Annotated in this window: 17 protein-coding genes and 1 pseudogene; 11 read left to right on the top strand and 7 right to left on the bottom strand. The window is 50.3% G+C overall.

All coding sequences use genetic code 11. The features are described 5' to 3' along the window. Both Q0L39_RS06060 and Q0L39_RS06055 read right to left on the bottom strand, forming a co-directional pair. Positions 1-228: pseudogene (locus Q0L39_RS06060) on the bottom strand (pyridoxal phosphate-dependent aminotransferase); the annotation flags it as partial. A gap of 93 nt (positions 229-321) precedes the next feature. Further along, positions 322-1,083: a hypothetical protein gene (locus Q0L39_RS06055; protein ID WP_296627558.1), complete on the bottom strand. Its 762-nt coding sequence runs from the start codon at positions 1,081-1,083 to the stop codon at positions 322-324. A 490-nt stretch (positions 1,084-1,573) separates the two neighbouring features. Here Q0L39_RS06055 and Q0L39_RS06050 point away from each other — a divergent pair, with 490 nt between their 5' ends. The 11 genes from Q0L39_RS06050 (at position 1,574) to Q0L39_RS06000 (ending at position 12,261) form a co-directional block, all read left to right on the top strand. Further along, a complete protein-coding gene (locus Q0L39_RS06050) occupies positions 1,574-2,659 on the top strand; it encodes a helix-turn-helix domain-containing protein (protein WP_296627556.1) in 1,086 nt (361 codons plus the stop codon). 335 nt (positions 2,660-2,994) lie between these two features. Beyond that, positions 2,995-3,681 (top strand): cell division ATP-binding protein FtsE, encoded by a 687-nt coding sequence (gene ftsE, locus Q0L39_RS06045; RefSeq protein WP_296627554.1) that lies wholly within the window; start codon positions 2,995-2,997, stop codon positions 3,679-3,681. Then, positions 3,671-4,597 (top strand): permease-like cell division protein FtsX, encoded by a 927-nt coding sequence (locus tag Q0L39_RS06040; protein ID WP_296627553.1) that lies wholly within the window; start codon positions 3,671-3,673, stop codon positions 4,595-4,597. Before ftsE ends, Q0L39_RS06040 begins: the two co-directional genes overlap by 11 nt. A 27-nt stretch (positions 4,598-4,624) precedes the next feature. Next, positions 4,625-5,992: a murein hydrolase activator EnvC gene (locus tag Q0L39_RS06035; RefSeq protein WP_296627551.1), complete on the top strand. Its 1,368-nt coding sequence runs from the start codon at positions 4,625-4,627 to the stop codon at positions 5,990-5,992. A gap of 71 nt (positions 5,993-6,063) precedes the next feature. Further along, complete coding sequence (locus Q0L39_RS06030) at positions 6,064-6,468, top strand: hypothetical protein (RefSeq protein ID WP_296627549.1); 405 nt, start codon at positions 6,064-6,066, stop codon at positions 6,466-6,468. Between the two features lie 148 nt (positions 6,469-6,616). Then, positions 6,617-7,291, top strand: coding sequence for a response regulator transcription factor (locus tag Q0L39_RS06025; protein WP_296627547.1), 675 nt, complete (start codon positions 6,617-6,619; stop codon positions 7,289-7,291). Between the two features lie 54 nt (positions 7,292-7,345). Beyond that, positions 7,346-8,335 carry a sensor histidine kinase gene (locus Q0L39_RS06020; protein ID WP_296627545.1) on the top strand — a complete coding sequence of 330 codons (990 nt, stop codon included), beginning with the start codon at positions 7,346-7,348 and terminating at the stop codon, positions 8,333-8,335. A 173-nt stretch (positions 8,336-8,508) separates the two neighbouring features. After that, positions 8,509-9,270: an ABC transporter ATP-binding protein gene (locus Q0L39_RS06015; protein ID WP_296627544.1), complete on the top strand. Its 762-nt coding sequence runs from the start codon at positions 8,509-8,511 to the stop codon at positions 9,268-9,270. Next, positions 9,270-11,294: an FtsX-like permease family protein gene (locus tag Q0L39_RS06010; RefSeq protein WP_296627542.1), complete on the top strand. Its 2,025-nt coding sequence runs from the start codon at positions 9,270-9,272 to the stop codon at positions 11,292-11,294. Before Q0L39_RS06015 ends, Q0L39_RS06010 begins: the two co-directional genes overlap by 1 nt. A 77-nt stretch (positions 11,295-11,371) precedes the next feature. Continuing rightward, entirely contained in the window at positions 11,372-11,527 is a 156-nt protein-coding gene (locus Q0L39_RS06005) for a hypothetical protein (protein ID WP_296627540.1), read from the top strand. After that, positions 11,527-12,261: a biosynthetic peptidoglycan transglycosylase gene (locus Q0L39_RS06000; RefSeq protein WP_296627539.1), complete on the top strand. Its 735-nt coding sequence runs from the start codon at positions 11,527-11,529 to the stop codon at positions 12,259-12,261. Before Q0L39_RS06005 ends, Q0L39_RS06000 begins: the two co-directional genes overlap by 1 nt. A 73-nt stretch (positions 12,262-12,334) precedes the next feature. Here Q0L39_RS06000 and Q0L39_RS05995 read toward each other — a convergent pair whose 3' ends face one another. The 5 genes from Q0L39_RS05995 to mgtA (Q0L39_RS05975) form a co-directional block, all read right to left on the bottom strand. Beyond that, a complete protein-coding gene (locus tag Q0L39_RS05995) occupies positions 12,335-12,529 on the bottom strand; it encodes a hypothetical protein (protein WP_366916345.1) in 195 nt (64 codons plus the stop codon). A gap of 15 nt (positions 12,530-12,544) precedes the next feature. Beyond that, positions 12,545-15,310: a magnesium-translocating P-type ATPase gene (mgtA, locus tag Q0L39_RS05990; RefSeq protein WP_296627537.1), complete on the bottom strand. Its 2,766-nt coding sequence runs from the start codon at positions 15,308-15,310 to the stop codon at positions 12,545-12,547. A gap of 169 nt (positions 15,311-15,479) precedes the next feature. Beyond that, positions 15,480-15,791 carry a DUF3784 domain-containing protein gene (locus Q0L39_RS05985; protein WP_296627535.1) on the bottom strand — a complete coding sequence of 104 codons (312 nt, stop codon included), beginning with the start codon at positions 15,789-15,791 and terminating at the stop codon, positions 15,480-15,482. 229 nt (positions 15,792-16,020) lie between these two features. After that, entirely contained in the window at positions 16,021-16,554 is a 534-nt protein-coding gene (locus Q0L39_RS05980; protein WP_296627534.1) for a winged helix-turn-helix domain-containing protein, read from the bottom strand. A gap of 20 nt (positions 16,555-16,574) precedes the next feature. Beyond that, a complete protein-coding gene (mgtA, locus tag Q0L39_RS05975; RefSeq protein ID WP_296627532.1) occupies positions 16,575-19,223 on the bottom strand; it encodes a magnesium-translocating P-type ATPase in 2,649 nt (882 codons plus the stop codon). Positions 19,224-19,480: the final 257 nt, after the last annotated feature.

Here is a 19,480-nt window from a genome sequence, read left to right as displayed (position 1 = left end):
ATAGCCAGAGTTGTTCATATAGCCATGGACGGTCAGTGGGTCCTCCTCGGTAAGAATCGAGTGGATGGCCTGCGCAATCTCCGCAGGCGGAGCAACACTGGGGTTGCCGATGCTGAAATCAAAAACATTTTCCTTGCCGTAAATCTTTGCCAGACGATTGCCCTCCTCGAACATGGCGCGGATGACCGAGCTGTTCTGGACAAGCGACTGCATCTTCTGTGAAATCATAGTCTGTTCCTCCCAACGGGAAAAATATTGTGCTTTACTGCTGCAAAGTGATAATATTATTATAGCGCGTCCATCCAAAAATGCAAGACGATCTTACTGGGGACAAAGCTGATAAAGGTGGGTGTTGCCCTGTTTGCCTGTCAGCTCCACCAGACCCAGCTTGCGCAGCACCAGCAGCATATAGGAAGCCTGCCGGCTGTTTACCTTGCACAGCTTTTGCAATTCTGCCGAGGTAAACGGCGTGGGAAGCTCTTCCGGCAGCAGGTCCAGCAGCTGATGAGGATGGTCGATGACGATTTCTCCCAGCAGCGAGATAGGAACCATCTGGTCCCGCTGGGAGCCGCGCTTGCCGTCGCGGCTCCAGCCGTTTTGCAGCCGGTACTCCTCGCACTCGATAAGCGGCAGCACCAGTGAAAAGTTTTCCGGCCACAGCAGGTCAACGATGCTGTACAGCTCCCGAAAGACCTTGAGGACAGCGTTCTTTTTCGGGGAACGGTTGCGCGCACGAATTTCGCCGGTCTGTGGGTCGATCCAGACCACCCACTTGACCGCCGGCACCGGATAGACCACCCGCACCGGCGCCTGCTGCAAAAAGCAGCCGAGCTTTTTGCGTAGCCGTCCAAAGCCGGCGGTCTGAATTTCGGTGATGCCGTGTTCGTCGGCGATGTCCGTGACAAATCCACCGTAATTGATCTCCTGACAGAAAGGATTGGGACAGTAGTAGTTTTTCAGGACGGCGTGCTGGGATTTTTCACCCAGCGACCCGATGCCGGTCTGCAAAAAGTCCTGGGAAAACACCTCCTGACAGCAGCGGGCAAAGTCCTGCTGACGAGGCGGATGAATCTGTAAAGCCATGAGGAAGCTCCTCCAATATCGTTTGAGATAAACTTTATTATATCATAAGACGCTTGCGGAGGATATGGGCAGATAGTCGGCAATATTGACATTTGGAGCAATTTTACAGGCGGATTTGTAGAATTTTTATCAACTCTTTTGCGCTGAGGGATAAAAAATTGCATAAACGATGGTTAGAATTGGTCCAAATTTCCAAACAACAAAATATTTTGTCTAAATTTATGCAAGTATGCTGTGGCTTACAAATTCCAAATCAAACAGTCGCAGGGCTTTGTATAGGGTTGCCAAGTATAAATTAGACAACTCTTTTCCACCAAAATAGAGCCTTTCCAGATGGTTTTTGGGTATAATAGAAAAAAATGATTGAAGTTCAACAACTTTTCTTTGATTTTATATTGCATTTTGATTAAAAATTAGGTACACTATAAATAGCGAAGTAAACGGTGTCAATAGGGATATTGACGAATACGGATAGAAGAGGGGAATTGTTATGTCGAACAGATTGTTTCAAGGGATTGTCCATCAGATGAGAGATTCGATCGACCGTGTCATCGGTGTGGTAGACAGCTATGCGGTCACCATCTCCTGCAGCGACCTGACACGTATCGGCGAAACAAACGAGTATCTGGTACTGGACCTCAACGAAAACACCGATATCTTTGTGCGCGACGGCTATACCTACAAGCCGTTTGGAACCAGAGCAAAGCCGGACTATGCGGTCTTTGTTGAGGGAACCGATGAAATGGCCACCAAATTCTGCAACATTCTTGCCATCTCGTTTGCAAGCATCAAGCAGTATTATGATGAAAAATATGACCGCAACAACTTTATCAAGAACGTGATTCTGGAAAACATTCTGCCAGGCGATATTTATGTCAAAGCCAGAGAGCTGCACTTCAACACCGACGTCAACCGCGTCGTATTGCTGGTGCGCGTTGTTTCTTCCAACGACATCTCTGCCTTTGATGTCATCCAGAACCTCTTCCCGGACAAGCAGAAAGACTTTGTCTTTAATATCAGTGAAAAGGATATTGTGCTGGTCAAGGAAATAAAGAGCGGTATCAACAGCAAGGACATTGAAAAATTAGCCCGTTCGATCGTTGATACACTGGGCAGCGAGTTCTATACCCGCGTTGTTGTCGGCATCGGCACCATCGTTTCCGGTGTCAAGGAGCTGAGCAAATCCTTCAAGGAAGCACAGGTTTCGCTGGAAGTTGGAAAGGTATTCGACACCGAAAAGGCGATCGTCAGCTACAACAACCTCGGTATTGCCCGTCTGATCTATCAGCTGCCGACCACCCTGTGTGAGATGTTCCTCAAAGAGGTGTTCAAGAAAGGTTCCATCGACAGCCTGGATCACGAGACACTGTTTACCATTCAGAAATTCTTTGAAAACAACCTGAACGTTTCGGAAACTTCCAGAAAGCTGTTTGTTCATCGTAATACGCTGGTTTACCGTCTGGAGAAGATCAAGAAGCTGACAGGTCTGGATCTGCGCGAGTTTGACCATGCGATCGTCTTTAAGGTTGCTTTGATGGTAAAACGTTACCTCACTGCAAATCCGGTTAAATATTAAGCGATAAAATATTTTCAGGCAGCTGCTCAGGAAGGAAATTCCCTCCTGGGCAGTTGTTTTACGCCGTAAAATGGACAGGAAAAGAAAAATCATAAATTTATGACAAAAGTCTAAATTATCATGCAAAATGTAAACTTTTCTTCAAATTGCAGCGGCGAATATGAGCAAACTGTTGCGATAAAACGGAAAATGTATTATAATTGTGACTGTCAAAACATGTAAAAGGACGGATCAAGACCGGAAAAAAACCGGCACCGTTTGTGACAACACGGAAAAAAATGAACGGGGATATTTGATGGATCAGATATCTCTGTGAGTGATAAGGCGGTGTTCAAGTGATTGAGTTTACCAACGTCTCGAAGGTCTATGAAAATGGGACAAAGGCGCTGAGCAACCTGAGTCTCAGCGTGGACAAAGGGGAGTTTGTGTTTGTGGTCGGTCCCTCTGGTGCAGGCAAAAGTACCTTTATCAAGCTGCTTTTGCGGGAAGAAACACCGACAAAGGGAATTGTCAAGGTCAACGGCTACAACCTCAACAAGATCAAAAAGCGGCAGATTCCGCAGTTCCGGCGTTCGCTGGGAGTGGTCTTTCAGGACTTTCGCCTGATTCCTCAGATGACTGTATATGATAATGTAGCGTTTGCACTTCGTGTGACCAACGTTGCCAGCCGTTCCATCCGGCAGCGTGTGCCGTATGTACTGGGACTGGTTGGTCTGGCGGCAAAGGCCAGAAACTATCCTGACCAGCTGTCCGGCGGCGAACAGCAGCGTGTGGCACTGGCGCGAGCGCTTGTCAATAATCCCCCGCTGTTGATTGCGGACGAGCCGACCGGCAACATCGACCCTGAGCTGTCGCTGGAGATTGTCGAGCTGCTCAATGAAATCAACAAATGTGGAACAACCGTCGTCATGGTTACCCATGAGCATGAGTTGGTGGCCCGTTTTGGACATCGCGTCATCAGCATCGACCACGGCAGTCTGGTATCGGACGCGGATGAATGGGGGAGTTTCTATGAAGGGTAGCAGCATGGGCTATCTGCTCAAAACCGGATTTAAAAATGTGTACATGAACCGATTGATGTCCTTTGCGTCCATCGGTGTCTTGGTGGCCTGTCTGATGCTGATCGGCAGCGCCATTCTGCTGTCGATGAACATGCAGGTCATCGTCGGCGCCGTAGAGGACGAAAACGAGATGGTCGCTTTTTTGGACATGGATGTGTCCGACGACCAGGCCCGCCAGATCGGCGATGAGATCGCAAAGATCCCCGAGATTGCAGAATCGTATTTCTACTCCTCGGAGGAAGCCTGGGCAGAGGAGCAAAAAAAATGGGGCGCTGCCAGCGCAATGGTAGAAGTTGATGTCGATGGCAACGACCTGGGACCGATTTTGCCGGATGCTTACCGCATCAAGCTCAATGATGTCAGCCAGGAAACACTGGACAGCGTGACGAACCAGCTGCTGCAGATCGACGGTATTGACCCTGATATTCGTACACCAAGTCAGGAGGCAACGATTTTGTCCGACCTGGAGCGTGCAATCTCCACCGTGGGCAGCGTCATCGTTGTCATTCTGGCGGTGGTTTCGGTGGTCATCATTGCAAATACCATCAAGATTACCATCTTTTCCCGCCGCAAGGAAATCAGCATCATGCGCCTGGTAGGTGCGACCAACACCTTTATCAAGATGCCGTTTTTGATTGAAGGTATGATTATCGGCTTGATTTCGGCGCTGCTGGCCTTCGGCGGACTGTGGATTGCCTACAACTATGCAACCCAGTTTATTATGCAGAGCCCGTCCTCCTGGCTGGAAATTGCCGTCGGCAAGTTGATTGATTTCCGCGACATTGCAACACGGATGCTGGCAGGCTTTGCTATCGGCGGCGCAGGATTGGGCGTCGTCGGTGCAAATCTCTTTATCCGCCGTCATCTGAAGGTATAGTACAGAGAAAGGAAGTGCAGTTGTTCTGTGAATACACACCACCATCGTTTTCGGAAAGCAGCGGCAATTTTGCTGGCTCTCCTGATTCTTGCACTGCCGGCCTCGGCAACCTGGGGAGAGGGCGAGATGCCAGACGACACCCAGAATACAACCGATACCTCCACCGAGGTAGAGACCGAAACCAGCACTCAGACCGGCGACTATGTCAGTGTGGATGAGGCGGAAGCACAGCGCCAGCAGGAGATTGCACAGGCGCAGCAGGAACAGCAGGAGCGCGAACAACAAAAACAGCAGTATCAGAATCAGATCAGCAGCCTGCAGGATGAACTGGATAAACTCAAAGAGGAGCAGGAGGAACTGCAAAGCAAACTGAGCAATGTCACCAACCAAAAACAGCAGGCACAGGCAGTCAAGGACTCGCTGGATGCTGACCTGAACAATGTGCTGGGACAGATCAGCACATTGACATTGCAGATTGATGCGATGAACGAGTCGATTCAGATGACCCAGGAGGACATTGACACCTCTAAAAAGGAGATCAATGAGCAGATCAACCTCCTTCGCAAACGAATCCAGACCTCCTATAAAGCCGGATACAGCGATGCACTGTCGGTTGTTCTGGGTGCAGACAGCTATTATGACAGCCTGGTGCGCACCAGAGTCATCACCGAAATTGCAGAGCGCGATCAGGAGATTATCACCGAGCTGACCGAAGAAAAGCAGGAACTGGAAGACAAGCAGACACAGTTGCAACTGGAACAGGAACAGCTCGAGCAGGCCAACGAGGAACTGGAACAGAACAAGGACTCGCTGAGCAAGAAGATTCAGGCAGCTGATGCCGAAATTGAGGACATCAGCAAGCTCGAACAGGAATACACCAACGATGTAGCGGCAAGCCAGCAGAAGGCAAAAGAGATGGAGGACGAAATCTCCTCTGTTTATGCAGCACTGGACAGCCTTTCCACACCGGAAAACAGCCAGTATGTCGGTGGTGAAATGAAGTGGCCGCTGCCAGGATACAGCACCATTTCTTCGGGCTATGGTTGGCGTTTTAACGGAACCGACTTCCACACCGGTATCGACATCACCGGCAGCGGATGTATGGGTGCAGATATTGTTGCGGCTAACACCGGTACGGTTATGGTTGCCAATACCGTCTACACCACCGGCCGTGGCTATGGTATGTATGTCATCATCGACCATGGCGGCGGAACCAGCACACTGTATGGCCATTGCAGCCAGCTTCTGGTTTCCGAGGGTCAGGTCGTTTCCCGCGGCGAGGTTATCGCCAAGGTCGGCAGCACCGGTTGGTCCACCGGCCCGCATCTGCACTTTGAGGTGCGCGAGGGTGCGGACGATGTCAACCCACTGCCATATCTCCAAGGAAATTCCTAAGAAGAAAAACCTCCTTCTTGCAAGAAGGAGGTTTTTTTGGTATCCTTATAAAAAGGAAGGAGGTAAGGCAGATGTTGGATGACTTTTTGGATATGCTGGCTTTGATTCTGACCACTGTTGTTGTGATACTGGTTGGCTGGCTGATCTTTCAGGCATTTGGATTTGAAGCGGAGCAGCGATGGCAGTTTTTGTTGTTTATGATCTGCTTTATTGCGATGGACGCCTTGCTGGGAACATTGGGCGACAGGATTGGCTTTTGGCTGTTTCGGCATGGCTGGATAGATGGTTTTTGGCAGATCACCTTGTGCCACGCCATGCTCGACTTTCTGAGTGAACTGGGCATCTTATTGACCCTGAGGAATCTGCCAGGAATTCATATTCGACCGATGGGTGCTTATCAACTGGCGTTTATCTGGGGATTGGCGGATGTGGCGGTCAGCTGTTGGGATGAATGGAAAAACGGAGAGAACGGATAAAAACGCATGAAAAGCATTGCTTTCATGCGTTTTTTGTTTTTAATACCATAAAGGAAAGAGTAGCTTTTTTGAAGGGATTATACAAGGAAAAATCGTTTTATAAAGTGGCGGTCAATGAAAGTTTGGTAATATGAGGAAGGTGAAAACAATGCCGTATCGAATATTGCTTGTGGAGGATGATCGTGGGATTGCACAGGCTATTCAAACACAGGCAAGCATGTGGGAATTAGAGGTGCACTGTGTGGAAGATTTCCACCATGTGATGGCGGAATTTTCCGCCGTTGATCCGCACCTTGTTCTGATGGATATTTCTTTGCCGTGTTTTAATGGGTATCACTGGTGCACCCAGATCCGTCAGGTATCCAAGGTGCCGATTTTGTTTCTGTCTTCAGCAGCGGATAATATGAACATGGTGATGGCGATGAATATGGGTGCCGACGACTTTCTGGCAAAGCCATTTGACCAGTCGGTGCTGATGGCAAAAATCCAGGCGATGCTGCGCAGAACCTATGATTTTGCAGCATCGGTGCCGGTGCTGGAACATCGCGGCGCACTGCTGAACACCGGAGATAACAGTCTGACCTATCATCAGCAGAAAATCCCTCTGACCAAAAATGAGTACCGGATTCTGCTGGCGTTGATGGAAAATAAAGGCAGGGTGGTCAGCCGTGAAAAGTTGATGGAACGCTTGTGGCAGACCGACTGTTTTGTGGATGAAAATACCCTCAGTGTCAACGTCAACCGCCTGCGTAAAAAGCTGGATGCCGCCGGTTTGAGTGGATTTATCACCACCAAGGTAGGTTTGGGCTATCTGATCGACTGATACAGATAAATAAAGCAAAACCAAATAGGTTCTGATGAGGGAGAGAAAGGTTTCATGCGGTTTTTATTGGATTATCTGTGGCAGCGCAGGCGCAGTGTACTGCTGTCTCTGCTGTTTTGTTTGATTTTTTTGTGCGCCTTTTTGCTGTATCGGCTGCCGGCAGGAGCAGTATTGTATCCGGCGGGAGTCTGTACGGTGATTGGTGTGGCAGCTCTGCTGCGAGGAGTACACAGGGCGAAGAAGAAACATCTCCAGCTGCAGAAATTGCTGCAGCTGGATGTGCCGCTCATCGACTATTTACCGGAAGTAAACAACATTGATGACGAGGATTATCAGCAGGTGATTGCCCACCTCCAGGAGCAAAACCTTCAGCTGCGGGCAGAAACGGACCGACAGTATGCGGAGATGGTGGACTATTATACCATGTGGGTGCATCAGATCAAAACGCCGATTTCCTCCATGCGACTGACGCTGCAAAATGAGGATACTGCCCTGTCAAGAGCAATGCAGGAGGAATTGATGCGCATTGAACAATATGTCGAGATGGTGCTGGTGTTTCTGCGATTGGACGCCAGTTCCACCGATTATCTGTTCCAGTCCTGCTCTTTGGATCGTCTGGTGCGCGCTGCTGTCAAAAAGTTTGCAGGGCAGTTCATCGGCCGAAAAATCGCGCTGGACTATCAACCGATGGACGCTGTGGTGCTGACCGACGAAAAATGGCTGAGCTTTGTGGTTGAACAGCTGCTCTCAAATGCGCTCAAATATACACCTCGGGGAAGCATCCGCATCTGGCTGGAACAGCCGTTGACACTGTGCATTCAGGACACCGGTATCGGAATTGCACCAGAGGACCTGCCGCGTGTTTTTGAAAAGGGATATACCGGCTGCAACGGACGCACCGACAAAAAGGCCAGCGGTATCGGGCTGTATCTGTGCCGGCGCATCTGTCAAAATCTTGGACATACCATTGAGATTCAGTCGACACCAGGAGGCGGAACGACGGTTCGGCTGCACATGGAGCGGGAAAAGCTCGAACTCGAATAAGCGATAATGCAGGGAGGCTCGCGGTGTTTTGCCGGCGGAGCCTCTTTTTTGTGGGATTAGAGCTATCTTACAGAAATGTAAGATCAAACGGCTCTTTTGTAAGCGGATGCAATGGAGAATCGGGAAAAAGGTCTGCTATAATAAACCTGCAAACAACAAAGGAGGAATGCACAGTGAGCATTTTGGAAGTACAGGCGCTCAAAAAGACCTACACGACCCGCATGGGAAGCAATCAGGTGGAGGCACTGAAAAACGTTTCGTTCAGCGTGGAGGAAGGAGAGTATGTCGCTATCATGGGCGAATCCGGCTCCGGTAAAACTACGCTGCTCAATATTCTGGCTGCGCTGGACCGTCCAACCGGCGGAAGCGTCCGACTGGACGGACAGGAACTGTCGGCGATCCGTGAGTCGAAGATTGCCGCGTTTCGCCGCGATCGTCTGGGATTTGTCTTTCAGGATTTTAACCTCCTCGACACCTTTTCGATCGAGGATAACATCTTTCTGCCGCTGGTACTGGCGGGAAAGACTCCGCAGGAGATGAAAAAGCGGCTGGAACCGATTGCAGCACAGCTGGGAATTACGTCGATTCTGAAAAAATACCCTTATGAGGTGTCCGGAGGACAGAAGCAGCGGACGGCAGTGGCACGGGCGCTGATTACCCATCCGCGTTTGATTTTGGCCGATGAGCCGACCGGCGCACTGGATTCCCGCGCCACCGATGATCTGTTGGGATTGTTCGAGAAGATCAACCACAGCGGTCAGACCATTTTGATGGTTACCCATTCGGTGAAGGCAGCCAGCCATGCAGGGCGTGTGCTGTTCATCAAGGATGGTGTCGTATTCCATCAGCTCTATCGCGGTCAGGAGAGCGATGCGCAGCTGTATCAGCGCATTTCAGACACACTGACCTTGCTGACGACAGGCGGTGAGCGGTAATGAAAATAGGATTTTATCCAAAGCTCGCCTGGATGGGCATTCGACGCAACAGCCAGCTGTACACGCCGTACCTTCTGACCTGTATCGGGATGGTCACCATGAGCTATATCGTTTCCTTTTTGGCAAACAGCCCGCTGCTTGATCCATTGAGTGGAAGCAGTGTAATGAAGGAGTTTTTAAGGATTGGGTTTGTTGTCTTCAGTGTTTTTGCATTGATTTTTCTGTTTTACACCAATTCCTTTTTGATCCGGCGAAGAAAAAAGGAGTTGGGTTTATATAACATCCTTGGCATGGGAAAGAAACATCTGGCGTTGGTGCTGTTGTGGGAAGCAGCGATGATGGGAGCAATTTCCTTGGCAGGAGGAGTTTTCTGTGGAATCACCCTGTCCAAATTTTCCGAACTGGTGCTCATGAACCTTTTGAAAGAGGATATAGATTTTACGCTCAGACTATCAGGAACGGCGATTACCCAGACGCTAGGGTTATTCGCTGTGATTTTTGGACTCATCTTTTTGAATACACTGCGCCAGCTGCATGTCACCAGTCCGGTTGCGCTTTTGCACAGTGAGGACTTTGGCGAAAAACCGCCCAAGACAAATTGGCCGATGGCGTTGGCAGGAGCGCTTTTGCTGGCAGCTGCCTACTGGATTGCAGTCTCCATTCAGGACCCAGTTTCGGCCATCCTCTGGTTTATGATAGCAGTGATTATGGTTATTATCGCAACCTATCTGCTGTTCATCGCCGGTTCGGTGGCAATCTGCCGGATTTTACAGAAGAACAAGCGCTATTATTACAAAACGAATCATTTTGTTTCAGTGTCGTCGATGATCTACCGGATGCGTCGAAACGGAGCTGGACTTGCTTCCATCTGTATTTTGTGTACCATGGTGCTGGTCACGCTGTCATCCACGACTTGTCTGTATTTGGGAGCGGAAGATAGTCTGCGGCAAAGTTATCCGCGAAACATCTACCTGGATTTGTCGGTGGAGCGTGATCAGGAGGATGCCGTAACCATCCAGCAGCAGATTCAGCAGTACGCCCAGAAGGTGGTGGAGCAAGCCGGAACAAATCTTTTCAATGAGCTTTCCTACTCTGCGGTATCTTACAGAGGAAAACTGGAAAACGGAGAATTGACTCTGCAAAACAGTCTGTACAATTCGGCTGACTACAATCAGCTGTACGATGTGATGGTGGTGCCATTGGAGGATTATAACCGCCTGATGGGAACACAGGAGACGCTGGAGCCAGGTCAAGCGCTGCTGTATCTGGGCAAGGATAGCAACTATACCGGCGAAAGCATCCAACTCGAGGATGGAGAAAGCTTACAGATTGTAAAGAAAGTGGACGGATTTGCCGACTACCAGATGGATCGGGCCCTGATGCGTCCGGTCATCTATCTGTTCGTGGAAGATTTTGACGCAGTGACAGAGCCAATGCTTTCGGTACTGGACGAAAATGGAGCCCCAATGACAGATTTGCACTGGTACTATGGATTTGATTTGGAGGCTTCGGAACAGCAGCAGATTGGAATTTACCAGCAGATTCAGGACTGGGTATTGGAGAACGGGTACAGTGCAAAGTGCCAAAGTGTAGCGGAGGAACGCTCTGTCTTTTATGGATTGTATGGCGGACTGTTCTTCCTGGGAATCTTATTTGGCATCGTGTTTATCTTTGCAGCGGTGCTGATTATCTACTATAAGCAGGTGTCGGAGGGATATGAGGATCGTGCACGATTTGAGATTCTCCGCAAGGTGGGCATGACCGGTCGGGAGATTCGCCAAAGCATCAATTCACAGGTGCTGACCGTATTCTTCTTGCCGTTGCTTACCGCCGGTGTTCATTTGGGATTTGCGTTTCCGTTGATTTACAAGGTGCTGAGCGTGTTTGGACTAATCAATCTTTCGTTGCTGCTGGCAGTAACGGTGGGCTGTTATCTGATATTTGCACTGTTTTACATTCTGGTCTATCGTATCACCTCCGGCTCCTATTACAAAATTGTCAGCGGTCCAAAGGAAACGCTGTGATTGCTGACAAACGGAAGCAGAAGAGCAGGGAGGGCTGACAGTTGGAAGGAAAAAGAAACCGACAAGGGAGAAAACGATTGTACCAAATTCTGTATCGTTTGACCATCTGGGGAGGATTTGCTCTTGTAGGACTTTTTGCACTGCCAGCTGGTTTGCTGGGACTGCTGGCATCCGGTGTATGGAATGCAGCAGATCGGCTGGCAACCTGGTTGGAACGAAAGGAGGAACAGTGATGCTGGCGGTCATCAGACGATACTCGATTTTGGCGGCGAGATGGATGGGATCAGTGATGACATTTCTTGTCTGCGTGGGAATGGTGCTGGTCTGTATCCTGAGCATGCAGGGTTATGCGATGTACGAGCGTGCCATCAAGCAAAAGCCAGTGAGGTGTCTGGTCGAACAGCTGCGCAGTGATCCTTCGTTTGTAACCATCGACCAGCTTCCAGAGATCTATGTGGATGCGGTTGTGGCCGTTGAGGATAAACGCTTTTGGAGTCATGGCGGTGTCGATCTGCTAGCGACAGTACGTGCACTGGGATACGATATATTTACGCTGTCGTTTGCACAGGGCGGCAGTACCATCACCCAACAGCTGGCGAAAAATCAGTATTTTACCCAGGACAAAACGCTGGTGCGAAAATTTGCCGAGGTGTTTGCCGCCTGGGAGCTGGAGAGATGCTGCACCAAGGCAGAAATACTGGAGATGTATGTCAACACCATCTATTTTGGCAGCGGCTATGAGGGAATTTCACAGGCGGCAAAAGGGTATTTTGGAACGACGCCGGCAAAGCTGACCGACGCACAGGCGGTGATGTTGGCGGGACTTCCCAATGCACCGTCGGTCTATTCGCTGGACGAAAATCCAACGCTGGCGCGGCAGCGGATGCGTCAGGTGCTGGACAGCATGGTAAAATGTCGAGTTATCACCGAGCAGCGTGCGCAGGAACTGATGGATCAAGCACCATAGAATAAAAAGGCAAAGGCCCACGGACGAGCTTATTCCGTGGGCCTTCGCTATCTATTGGAGAGGTAAGTGGATATCAATGTGACAGTGGACGAATCTGGGAATGAGAATGATTTTGTAACGAGCAGGGTTTTGCACTCCAAAACAGAATGTTCATGACGACAACGATGAGCAGCACCGCCGACATTCCAATCCAAAACCCGAGATGAATACCAAACAGCTGGTCGGTTCCCAACAGATGAATGAGCCAGTTGATCCAATGCATTTTCATGGCAAATCCTCCTTCTTATAACAATTCGCCGTAGTGGCGGACATATGCTTTTTTCAGACTGGTTGCCAGCACCATATAAAGCAGGATGCAGGGCAGCAGGTAAGCAAAGTAAGCTGCCGGCAGTGCGACGAATCCCAGCGCTGCTCCAAGCGGTGTAAAGGGGATAATGGTCAGCACAGTAATGCCGGTGATGGTCAGAAGGGTCAGTGGTGCAGAAGCTCTGCTTTGCAGGAAAGACAGCTTTGGTGTACGGATCATGTGAATGACCAGCGTCTGGCTCCACATGGATTCCACAAACCATCCAGCCTGGAACATGGCGCGATACTGAGCCTGCATCTGCACCAGGGCCTGTCCGGAGAAATGGCGGTCCAGATCGTTGTACAGGATGCCATGGGATACAAACAACGGACAGAATACAAAGTACATAAACAGGTAGGTGGTAAAATCAAAGATGGAGCTGGTAGGACCGATCCAGATCATAAAGCTGCCCACCGAAGAAGCATCCCAGTGGCGAGGAACCGCCAGGAATTCTTCATCGACGTTGTCCCAGGGGATAGCTGTGCAGGACAAATCGTAGATCAGATTGAGCAGAATCAGATGGATGCTCTCCATCGGCAAAAAGGGCAGCAGGGCAGAGGCAGCCAACACTGAAAACATGTTTCCAAAATTGGAGGAGGCGGTCATCTTGATGTATTTAATCATGTTGGCGTAGGTCTTGCGTCCTTCCACGATGCCCTCTTCCAGCACCATCAGGTCCTTTTCCAACAGGATAATATCAGCCGATTCCTTGGCAACATCGACAGCGGTATCTACCGAAATGCCGATGTCGGCAGCCTTCATCGCAGCGGCATCGTTGATGCCATCGCCCAGAAATCCCACGGTATGTCCGTCCTCACGCAATACAGCTACAACGCGCGCCTTCTGGTCAGGGGAAAGTTTAGAAAACACATCGGTCTTTCTTGCGGCGGCTGCCAGCTGGGCATTGTCCATCCGTTCAAGGTCGGAGCCGAGCAGCATATTTGTGACCGGCAATCCTACCTGCTTACAGATAGTGCGGGTCACCTTATCGTTGTCGCCGGTCAGGATCTTGGTGGTGACGCCGTGCTTGCGAAGAGCTCGGATGGCATCGGCAGTGGATTCCTTTGGTGGGTCCAGAAAGGCAAGATAACCCAGGAGAACCATCTCGCACTCATCCTTGATTCCGAAGGAGCCTACCGGAGAAGGGTTGCTTTTCTGCGCAATCGCCAGCACGCGGAAACCTTTGTCGTTGAGTTCATCGACGGTGTGCAGAATGCGTTTGCGCAGCTGTTTGTCCAGCGGATGTACCTCGCCGTCGCATTCTGCGAAGGAGCAGATAGACAGCATCTCCTCCACCGCGCCTTTGGTGACCATCTGTGTTTTGCCGGTGCGGTCGCGAACCACTGTGCTCAAACGGCGGCGCGAAAAATCAAAGGGGATTTCGTCTACCTTGATATAGTTTTCGGATAAGTCCACAAGGCGCGGATCGGCCGCTTCTGCCTCCTCAGTCTTGTGAATGATGGCCAGATCCATCAGATTTTTATAGCCGGTCTGGAAATAGCTGTTGAGATAAGCGTGACGAAGTACCCGCAGGTCATCGTCGCCGTTGAGATTAAGGTGATATTCCAAAACGACCTTGTCCTGTGTAAGGGTTCCAGTTTTATCGGTGCACAGAATATCCATGGCGCCAAAATTCTGGATGGAATTGAGGCTTTTGACGATGGTTCGTTTTTTGCTCATCGACACAGCACCTTTGGCAAGACAGGTGGTAACGATCATCGGCAGCATTTCAGGAGTCAGACCGACGGCAATCGAAATGCCAAACAGAAAAGCATCCAGCCAGTCGCCCTTGGTGATGCCGTTGACAAAGAAAACAACCGGTACCATCACCAACATAAAGCGGATGAGCACCCAGGACACCGCATTGACGCCGCGGGTAAAGCTGGTTTCTGTTGCTTCGCCGGCAACAGCGGCTGCCATCGAGCCGAACAGAGTGTTGTCGCCCACAGCGACAACAACGGCCGTAGCGGTTCCGGAGATGACATTGCTGCCCATAAAGGCAATGTTGGTGTAGTCGGTGAGCGAATTTCGGCTGCTCTCTGCGCCGGAGAGCTTTTCGATGGGTTCGCTTTCACCGGTCAGACTTGCCTGACTGACAAAGAGATCCTTTGCCTCCAGAATACGTACATCTGCTGGCAGCATATCGCCGGCGGACAGATGGATGATGTCTCCGACAACCAGTTCATCCAGCGGCAGTTCGATCTTTTTTTCTTCCTTGCGGGTGACCGTGCAGGTGGTGGTGATTAAGCTCAGCAGTTTTTCTGCTGCATTGCCGCTGCGAGATTCCTGGATAAAGCGAAGGGTTCCGGAGATGAAAACCATCGTCAGAATGATTACGACGGTCAGACAGTCAAAGTCGGCTGGTGTGCTGTCAAACAGCGACAGTGCTGGAAAGATCATGTCTGTTACTGCGGATACCAGCGCCAGACAGAACAGGATGGCAGTGAAAGGATTGATGAAAGCGCCTGCCAGCCGTTTTCCAAGCGACTGCTTTTTTTCACGGGTGACTTTGTTTGTGCCAAAATGAGCGCGGTTGTTGATAACCTGCTGGGCGTCCAGTCCGCTGATCGAGCTGGACGTATTCTTGAGCAGTTCCCGCAGTGACAGCGTTGCTGCCTCATGGATGGTGCGGGCATACGCGGCATTTTTGGTAGGTGTGGAATGTGCCGCTGCAGTGGTTGGACGGTTTGCTTTGATGTTCATCGCAATGACCTCCTTTGAAGTGTAAGATGTGGGCGGTCAAAGGCTGACAGCAGCCCTCATACCGCAAAGTTAAACGTTTTTCGTGATCAGAGTCCATACTGCCTCACCTTCCTTTGCGAATGAAATATTGTAAACTGCATTGGTGAAATGCAAGTTTGACACGATAAGATTACTGCATGAGATAGCGTCCGCTTTTTTCGATCATCCAGATGTCGATACCGGCGGAGATCATCCACAGCACCATGAGAAAAAGAAAGCTGGGACGGCCGCACAGTTTAAAGATTCCGCCTGCGACGAAGATGCAGCCGCAGAGGACAATCATGCCGCCGATGTTGCGGCACAGCGGTCGGATACGGATTGACTGGCGCTGTTTCTCCGGCATTTCCTGCCATGCCCGCAGATAGGTGTAGGCATTGCCCATGGAAAACCAGCTTCCGTCAATGATAAAAAGAATACCAAACAGGATGCAGCCGATGTTCATAAAAATCCCTTCCTTTCGATGGATGATGGTGTGCTGTTGTTTGTCAGCGCTTTTCCCAAATCATCTGCTGTATTATTTTGACTGTTCACTTTCTTTGTGACTGTGATTACAGTATACAGAAACACAAAGGAAAATCCCATGACGAAACTCTTGCGATTTTCTTGCGGTTATGGAATGGACAACAAAAACGGCTCCCTGTCCGTAACAGGGAGCCTTGGAAAAATGATTTTTATTTTTGCAGAGAAAGAGAATCCTCCTCTTCCTCCAAACGGTCGTTAAATTTGTAGCCGATTCCCCAAATGGTCAGAATATATTCCGGCGCATCTGGATTTGGTTCGATTTTTTTGCGCAGTTTGCGGATAAATGCCATGATGTTGCTGTCATCCAACAGATATTCTCCGTCCCATACCGCCTGATAGATCTGTTCTTTGGTAAAGACCTCTCCGCGATTGCGCGCCAGAAAGTAAAGAATATCAAATTCTTTCGGCGTCAGGGAGACTTCCACTCCCTGACGAAGTACCTTGCGTGCACGCGGTTGAATGCACAATGCTCCGCAGCAGATTTGTTCCGGCAGAGAGGGAGATGCTGTCTGATCGCTTTCAAGCTCCAGCATCAGTGTGCGGGTGCTGCCGTCGAGCAGTTTTCCCAAAGCACCCAACAGATCCTGTGTGTCCGGCAGGGAGGACGGTGCACTGCGCAGTCGTTCACGCAGCCATTCTGCCAGTGAAGGACTCAGGCTGATAAAATCAATCTTCTTTTTCATACATCGGCCCTTCCTTCCTGTCAGATCAGTTCGTGATATTTTTTAACATAGCGTGTTTTGGCGATGGTGATGCACAATAGATACAGTGCGACCACTCCCAACAGAAAGACAAAATAGATTGGAGGCAGCGGACGCAGACCGATCCATTCTCCCAGGGTGGTAAAGCCCAGCGTCGAGAACAGTGTAACACCGACGACGGTCACAACGGCAACCGGACGGGCAGGACGGCTTTGCAGAAATGGCAGGCGGAGAGAGCGCAGAAGATGGAAAATCAACACCTGTGTCCACATGGATTCGACAAACCATCCCGTCTGAAACAGCGAGATAAACTGCTGTTGAGCAGCTGCATTCAGACTGAAAAAGTCACCTCCACAGACAGCAGGACAGAGCACAAAATATAAAAAGGCGAAGGTCATGCAGTCAAAGGCGGAGCTGATCGGCCCAAAGAAGCGCATAAAGCGTCCCAGTGTCTGTCCTGACCAGGAGCGAGGCTGTTCGTATAGTTCGCTGTCCACCCGATCCCACGGTAAAACCAAACATAGTACATCGTACAGCAGATTGAGCAGCAGCAGCTGAACGGCGGTCATCGGGAAGAAGGGAAGCAGGACGCTGGCAATTACAATCGCCAGAATGTTTCCAAAATTAGAGGAGGCAGTGATGCGGATGTACTTGGACATATTGGCAAACACCTTGCGTCCCTCCAAAACACCTTCTTCCAGCACGTTGAGGTCCTTTTTTAACAGGACGACGTCCGCCGCTTCCTGCAAAGCTTCGGCAGCACCCTCAGCCGAAATGCCGACATCGGCTTCCAACATGGCGGGAAGATCGTTCATGCCGTCGCCCAAAAAACCGACGGTATGCCCATTTTCACGCAGGACAGATAAGATTTTGGCTTTTTGTCGGGGAACTAGTTCTGCAAAGATGGTTCCGTTTTCTGCGGCCAACAGCAGACTGTCCTCGTCCAAAGCGTCCAGTTGATCTCCGGTATAGATGTTGTCGGTACAAAGTCCCAGTCGGCGGCAGACTGAAGCGGCGACACTGCAGCGGTCACCGGTCAGCACCTTGACCGATACATGCAGCTGCTGCAATTTTTGGATGGCACTGGCAGCACTCTTTTTGGGTGCATCAAAAAAGACCAGATAGCCGATCAGTGTTAAATTCTGCTCTTCATCGGCAGAAAGCTGCGAAGAGGGCAGCAATTTGGTCGCCACTGCCAGCACCTTCATGCCGTCCTCGGTCATCTCGTCCACCACTTCATGAACGTGCTTCATTCCACCTGGCTGCATGGGACTATATTGGCCGCGGTAAGCAACCTGTGTACAGCGTCTACAAACCTCCTGCACATCTCCTTTGACGATCAGACGATATTGACTGCCATCCTGTACCAGCACGCTGGCAAAGCGGCGCTCATAGTCAAACGGCAGCTCGTCCAGCTTGGGACAACGGGCTGCCATCGCAGCAAAGGATTGCTGTTTTCCTGGCAGAGTTTCCGCTTTGCGGATGGCCTGGTCGAGATGATTCTGTACGCCGGTATGGTATAAGCTGTTGAGGTAAGCATAATCAAGCACCTCAGAGCTCTCGTTGCCCAGGATGTCCAGATAATATTCCAAAACAATACGGTCTCCGGTCAGAGTGCCGGTTTTGTCCACACACAGGACATCCATGCTGCCAAAACTTTGCATGGCATTGATGTTTTTGACGATGGTTTCCTTTTTCTCCATAGCAACGCTGCCCTTTGCCAGACAGGCGTTGATGACCATCGGCAGCATTTCGGGAGTCAAGCCTACCGCAACCGAAAGTGCAAACAAAAAGGCAGCTCCCCAGTTGTCCTTGGTAAGTCCACAGGCCAGAAAAACCAGCGGTACCAGCACCGCCATAAACCGGATGAGCACCTGTGCAATAGAATTTGCACCGCGGTCAAAGCCACTTTTTTTGGCAGGAGTTGCCCCCACATCACCGTACACCGTGTCTTTTCCCACGGCAAGGACAATTCCCTGACCGCTGCCGCCGATGACAGTGGAGCCGGAAAAGGCGATGTTGGTGTAATCAAGCAGATTGTTGATGCCACTGGCAGGCAGTGGTGCACTGTTTTTTTCCAGTACAGCGCTTTCACCGGTCAGCACAGACTGGGAGACAAACAGGTCTTTTGCGGTGGTCAGACGCAGATCCGCCGGAACCCGTTCGCCGGCCTGTATGCGCACCAGATCACCGACGACCAGTTCCTCGCAGGGAAGCTCCTGCCACTGTCCATCCCGACGGGTCTGTACAGTGGTATGAATGAGGGAAAACAGATGGTCGGTAGCCTGTTTGGCCCGTAATTCCTGGGTAAAACGGACAATGCCGCTCAAAAGCAGCATGCCCACAATCAGCAGGCAGGTGGTGATGTTGCGGCTGTAATTGGAGGCAAAGACGACATCAGTACAGAAGGAAATAACAGCCAGCACAGTGAGAATCAGACTGAACGGGTTGACAAAAGCGCGGCGGATGCGAAAGAGTACGGTATCCGTCTGGTGAGCGGTATATTGATTTTGTCCGTAGCGCTCCCGACTTTGGGCTGCCTGTCGGGACGAATAGCCCTGCGGTGAAGTCTGCAAATCATGGAATAAGGTTTCCAGCGGCAGACTGGCGTAGCGGGTGATGCGTGGATGAACGACACGGGGATTGGACAAAAGGACACCTCCTGAGCAATGAAATGAAAATCAAATGACACCTCCATGATAGCATATTTTGGATACAATAGCTCTTACTTTTTTCTTGCTTTTTAATGATAACAAAACCGGAGGAGAAAATGAAATCGTTTTCTCCTCCGACTCTTGGTTTATACAGATAAGGATTTTCGCATCCGCAGCTCGTTGATGGTGAAATTGCGGATCGTATCGCTTTTGATGCCGCCGTCGGCAGCAAAGCCACACTTCTGATAAAAACG

The organism is uncultured Negativibacillus sp. (genome assembly GCF_944388365.1).
Lineage (GTDB): Bacteria > Bacillota > Clostridia > Oscillospirales > Ruminococcaceae > Negativibacillus.
The sequence above is the reverse complement of the archived record's forward strand: the minus strand, read 5'-3'. Positions and strand labels throughout refer to the sequence as shown.

Excerpts from the sequence above, each read along its gene's own strand:
- Q0L39_RS05980 (WP_296627534.1), bottom strand. The coding sequence starts at position 16,554 with ATGAAAAAGAAGATTGATTTTATCAGCCTGAGTCCTTCACTGGCAGAA.
- Q0L39_RS06000 (WP_296627539.1), top strand. The coding sequence starts at position 11,527 with ATGCTGGCGGTCATCAGACGATACTCGATTTTGGCGGCGAGATGGATG.
- Q0L39_RS06020 (WP_296627545.1), top strand. The coding sequence starts at position 7,346 with ATGCGGTTTTTATTGGATTATCTGTGGCAGCGCAGGCGCAGTGTACTG.
- Q0L39_RS06040 (WP_296627553.1), top strand. The coding sequence starts at position 3,671 with ATGAAGGGTAGCAGCATGGGCTATCTGCTCAAAACCGGATTTAAAAAT.
- Q0L39_RS06010 (WP_296627542.1), top strand. The coding sequence starts at position 9,270 with ATGAAAATAGGATTTTATCCAAAGCTCGCCTGGATGGGCATTCGACGC.
- Q0L39_RS06050 (WP_296627556.1), top strand. The coding sequence starts at position 1,574 with ATGTCGAACAGATTGTTTCAAGGGATTGTCCATCAGATGAGAGATTCG.
- Q0L39_RS06055 (WP_296627558.1), bottom strand. The coding sequence starts at position 1,083 with ATGGCTTTACAGATTCATCCGCCTCGTCAGCAGGACTTTGCCCGCTGC.
- Q0L39_RS06030 (WP_296627549.1), top strand. The coding sequence starts at position 6,064 with ATGTTGGATGACTTTTTGGATATGCTGGCTTTGATTCTGACCACTGTT.
- Q0L39_RS06025 (WP_296627547.1), top strand. The coding sequence starts at position 6,617 with ATGCCGTATCGAATATTGCTTGTGGAGGATGATCGTGGGATTGCACAG.
- Q0L39_RS05995 (WP_366916345.1), bottom strand. The coding sequence starts at position 12,529 with ATGAAAATGCATTGGATCAACTGGCTCATTCATCTGTTGGGAACCGAC.
- mgtA (WP_296627537.1), bottom strand. The coding sequence starts at position 15,310 with ATGAACATCAAAGCAAACCGTCCAACCACTGCAGCGGCACATTCCACA.
- Q0L39_RS05985 (WP_296627535.1), bottom strand. The coding sequence starts at position 15,791 with ATGAACATCGGCTGCATCCTGTTTGGTATTCTTTTTATCATTGACGGA.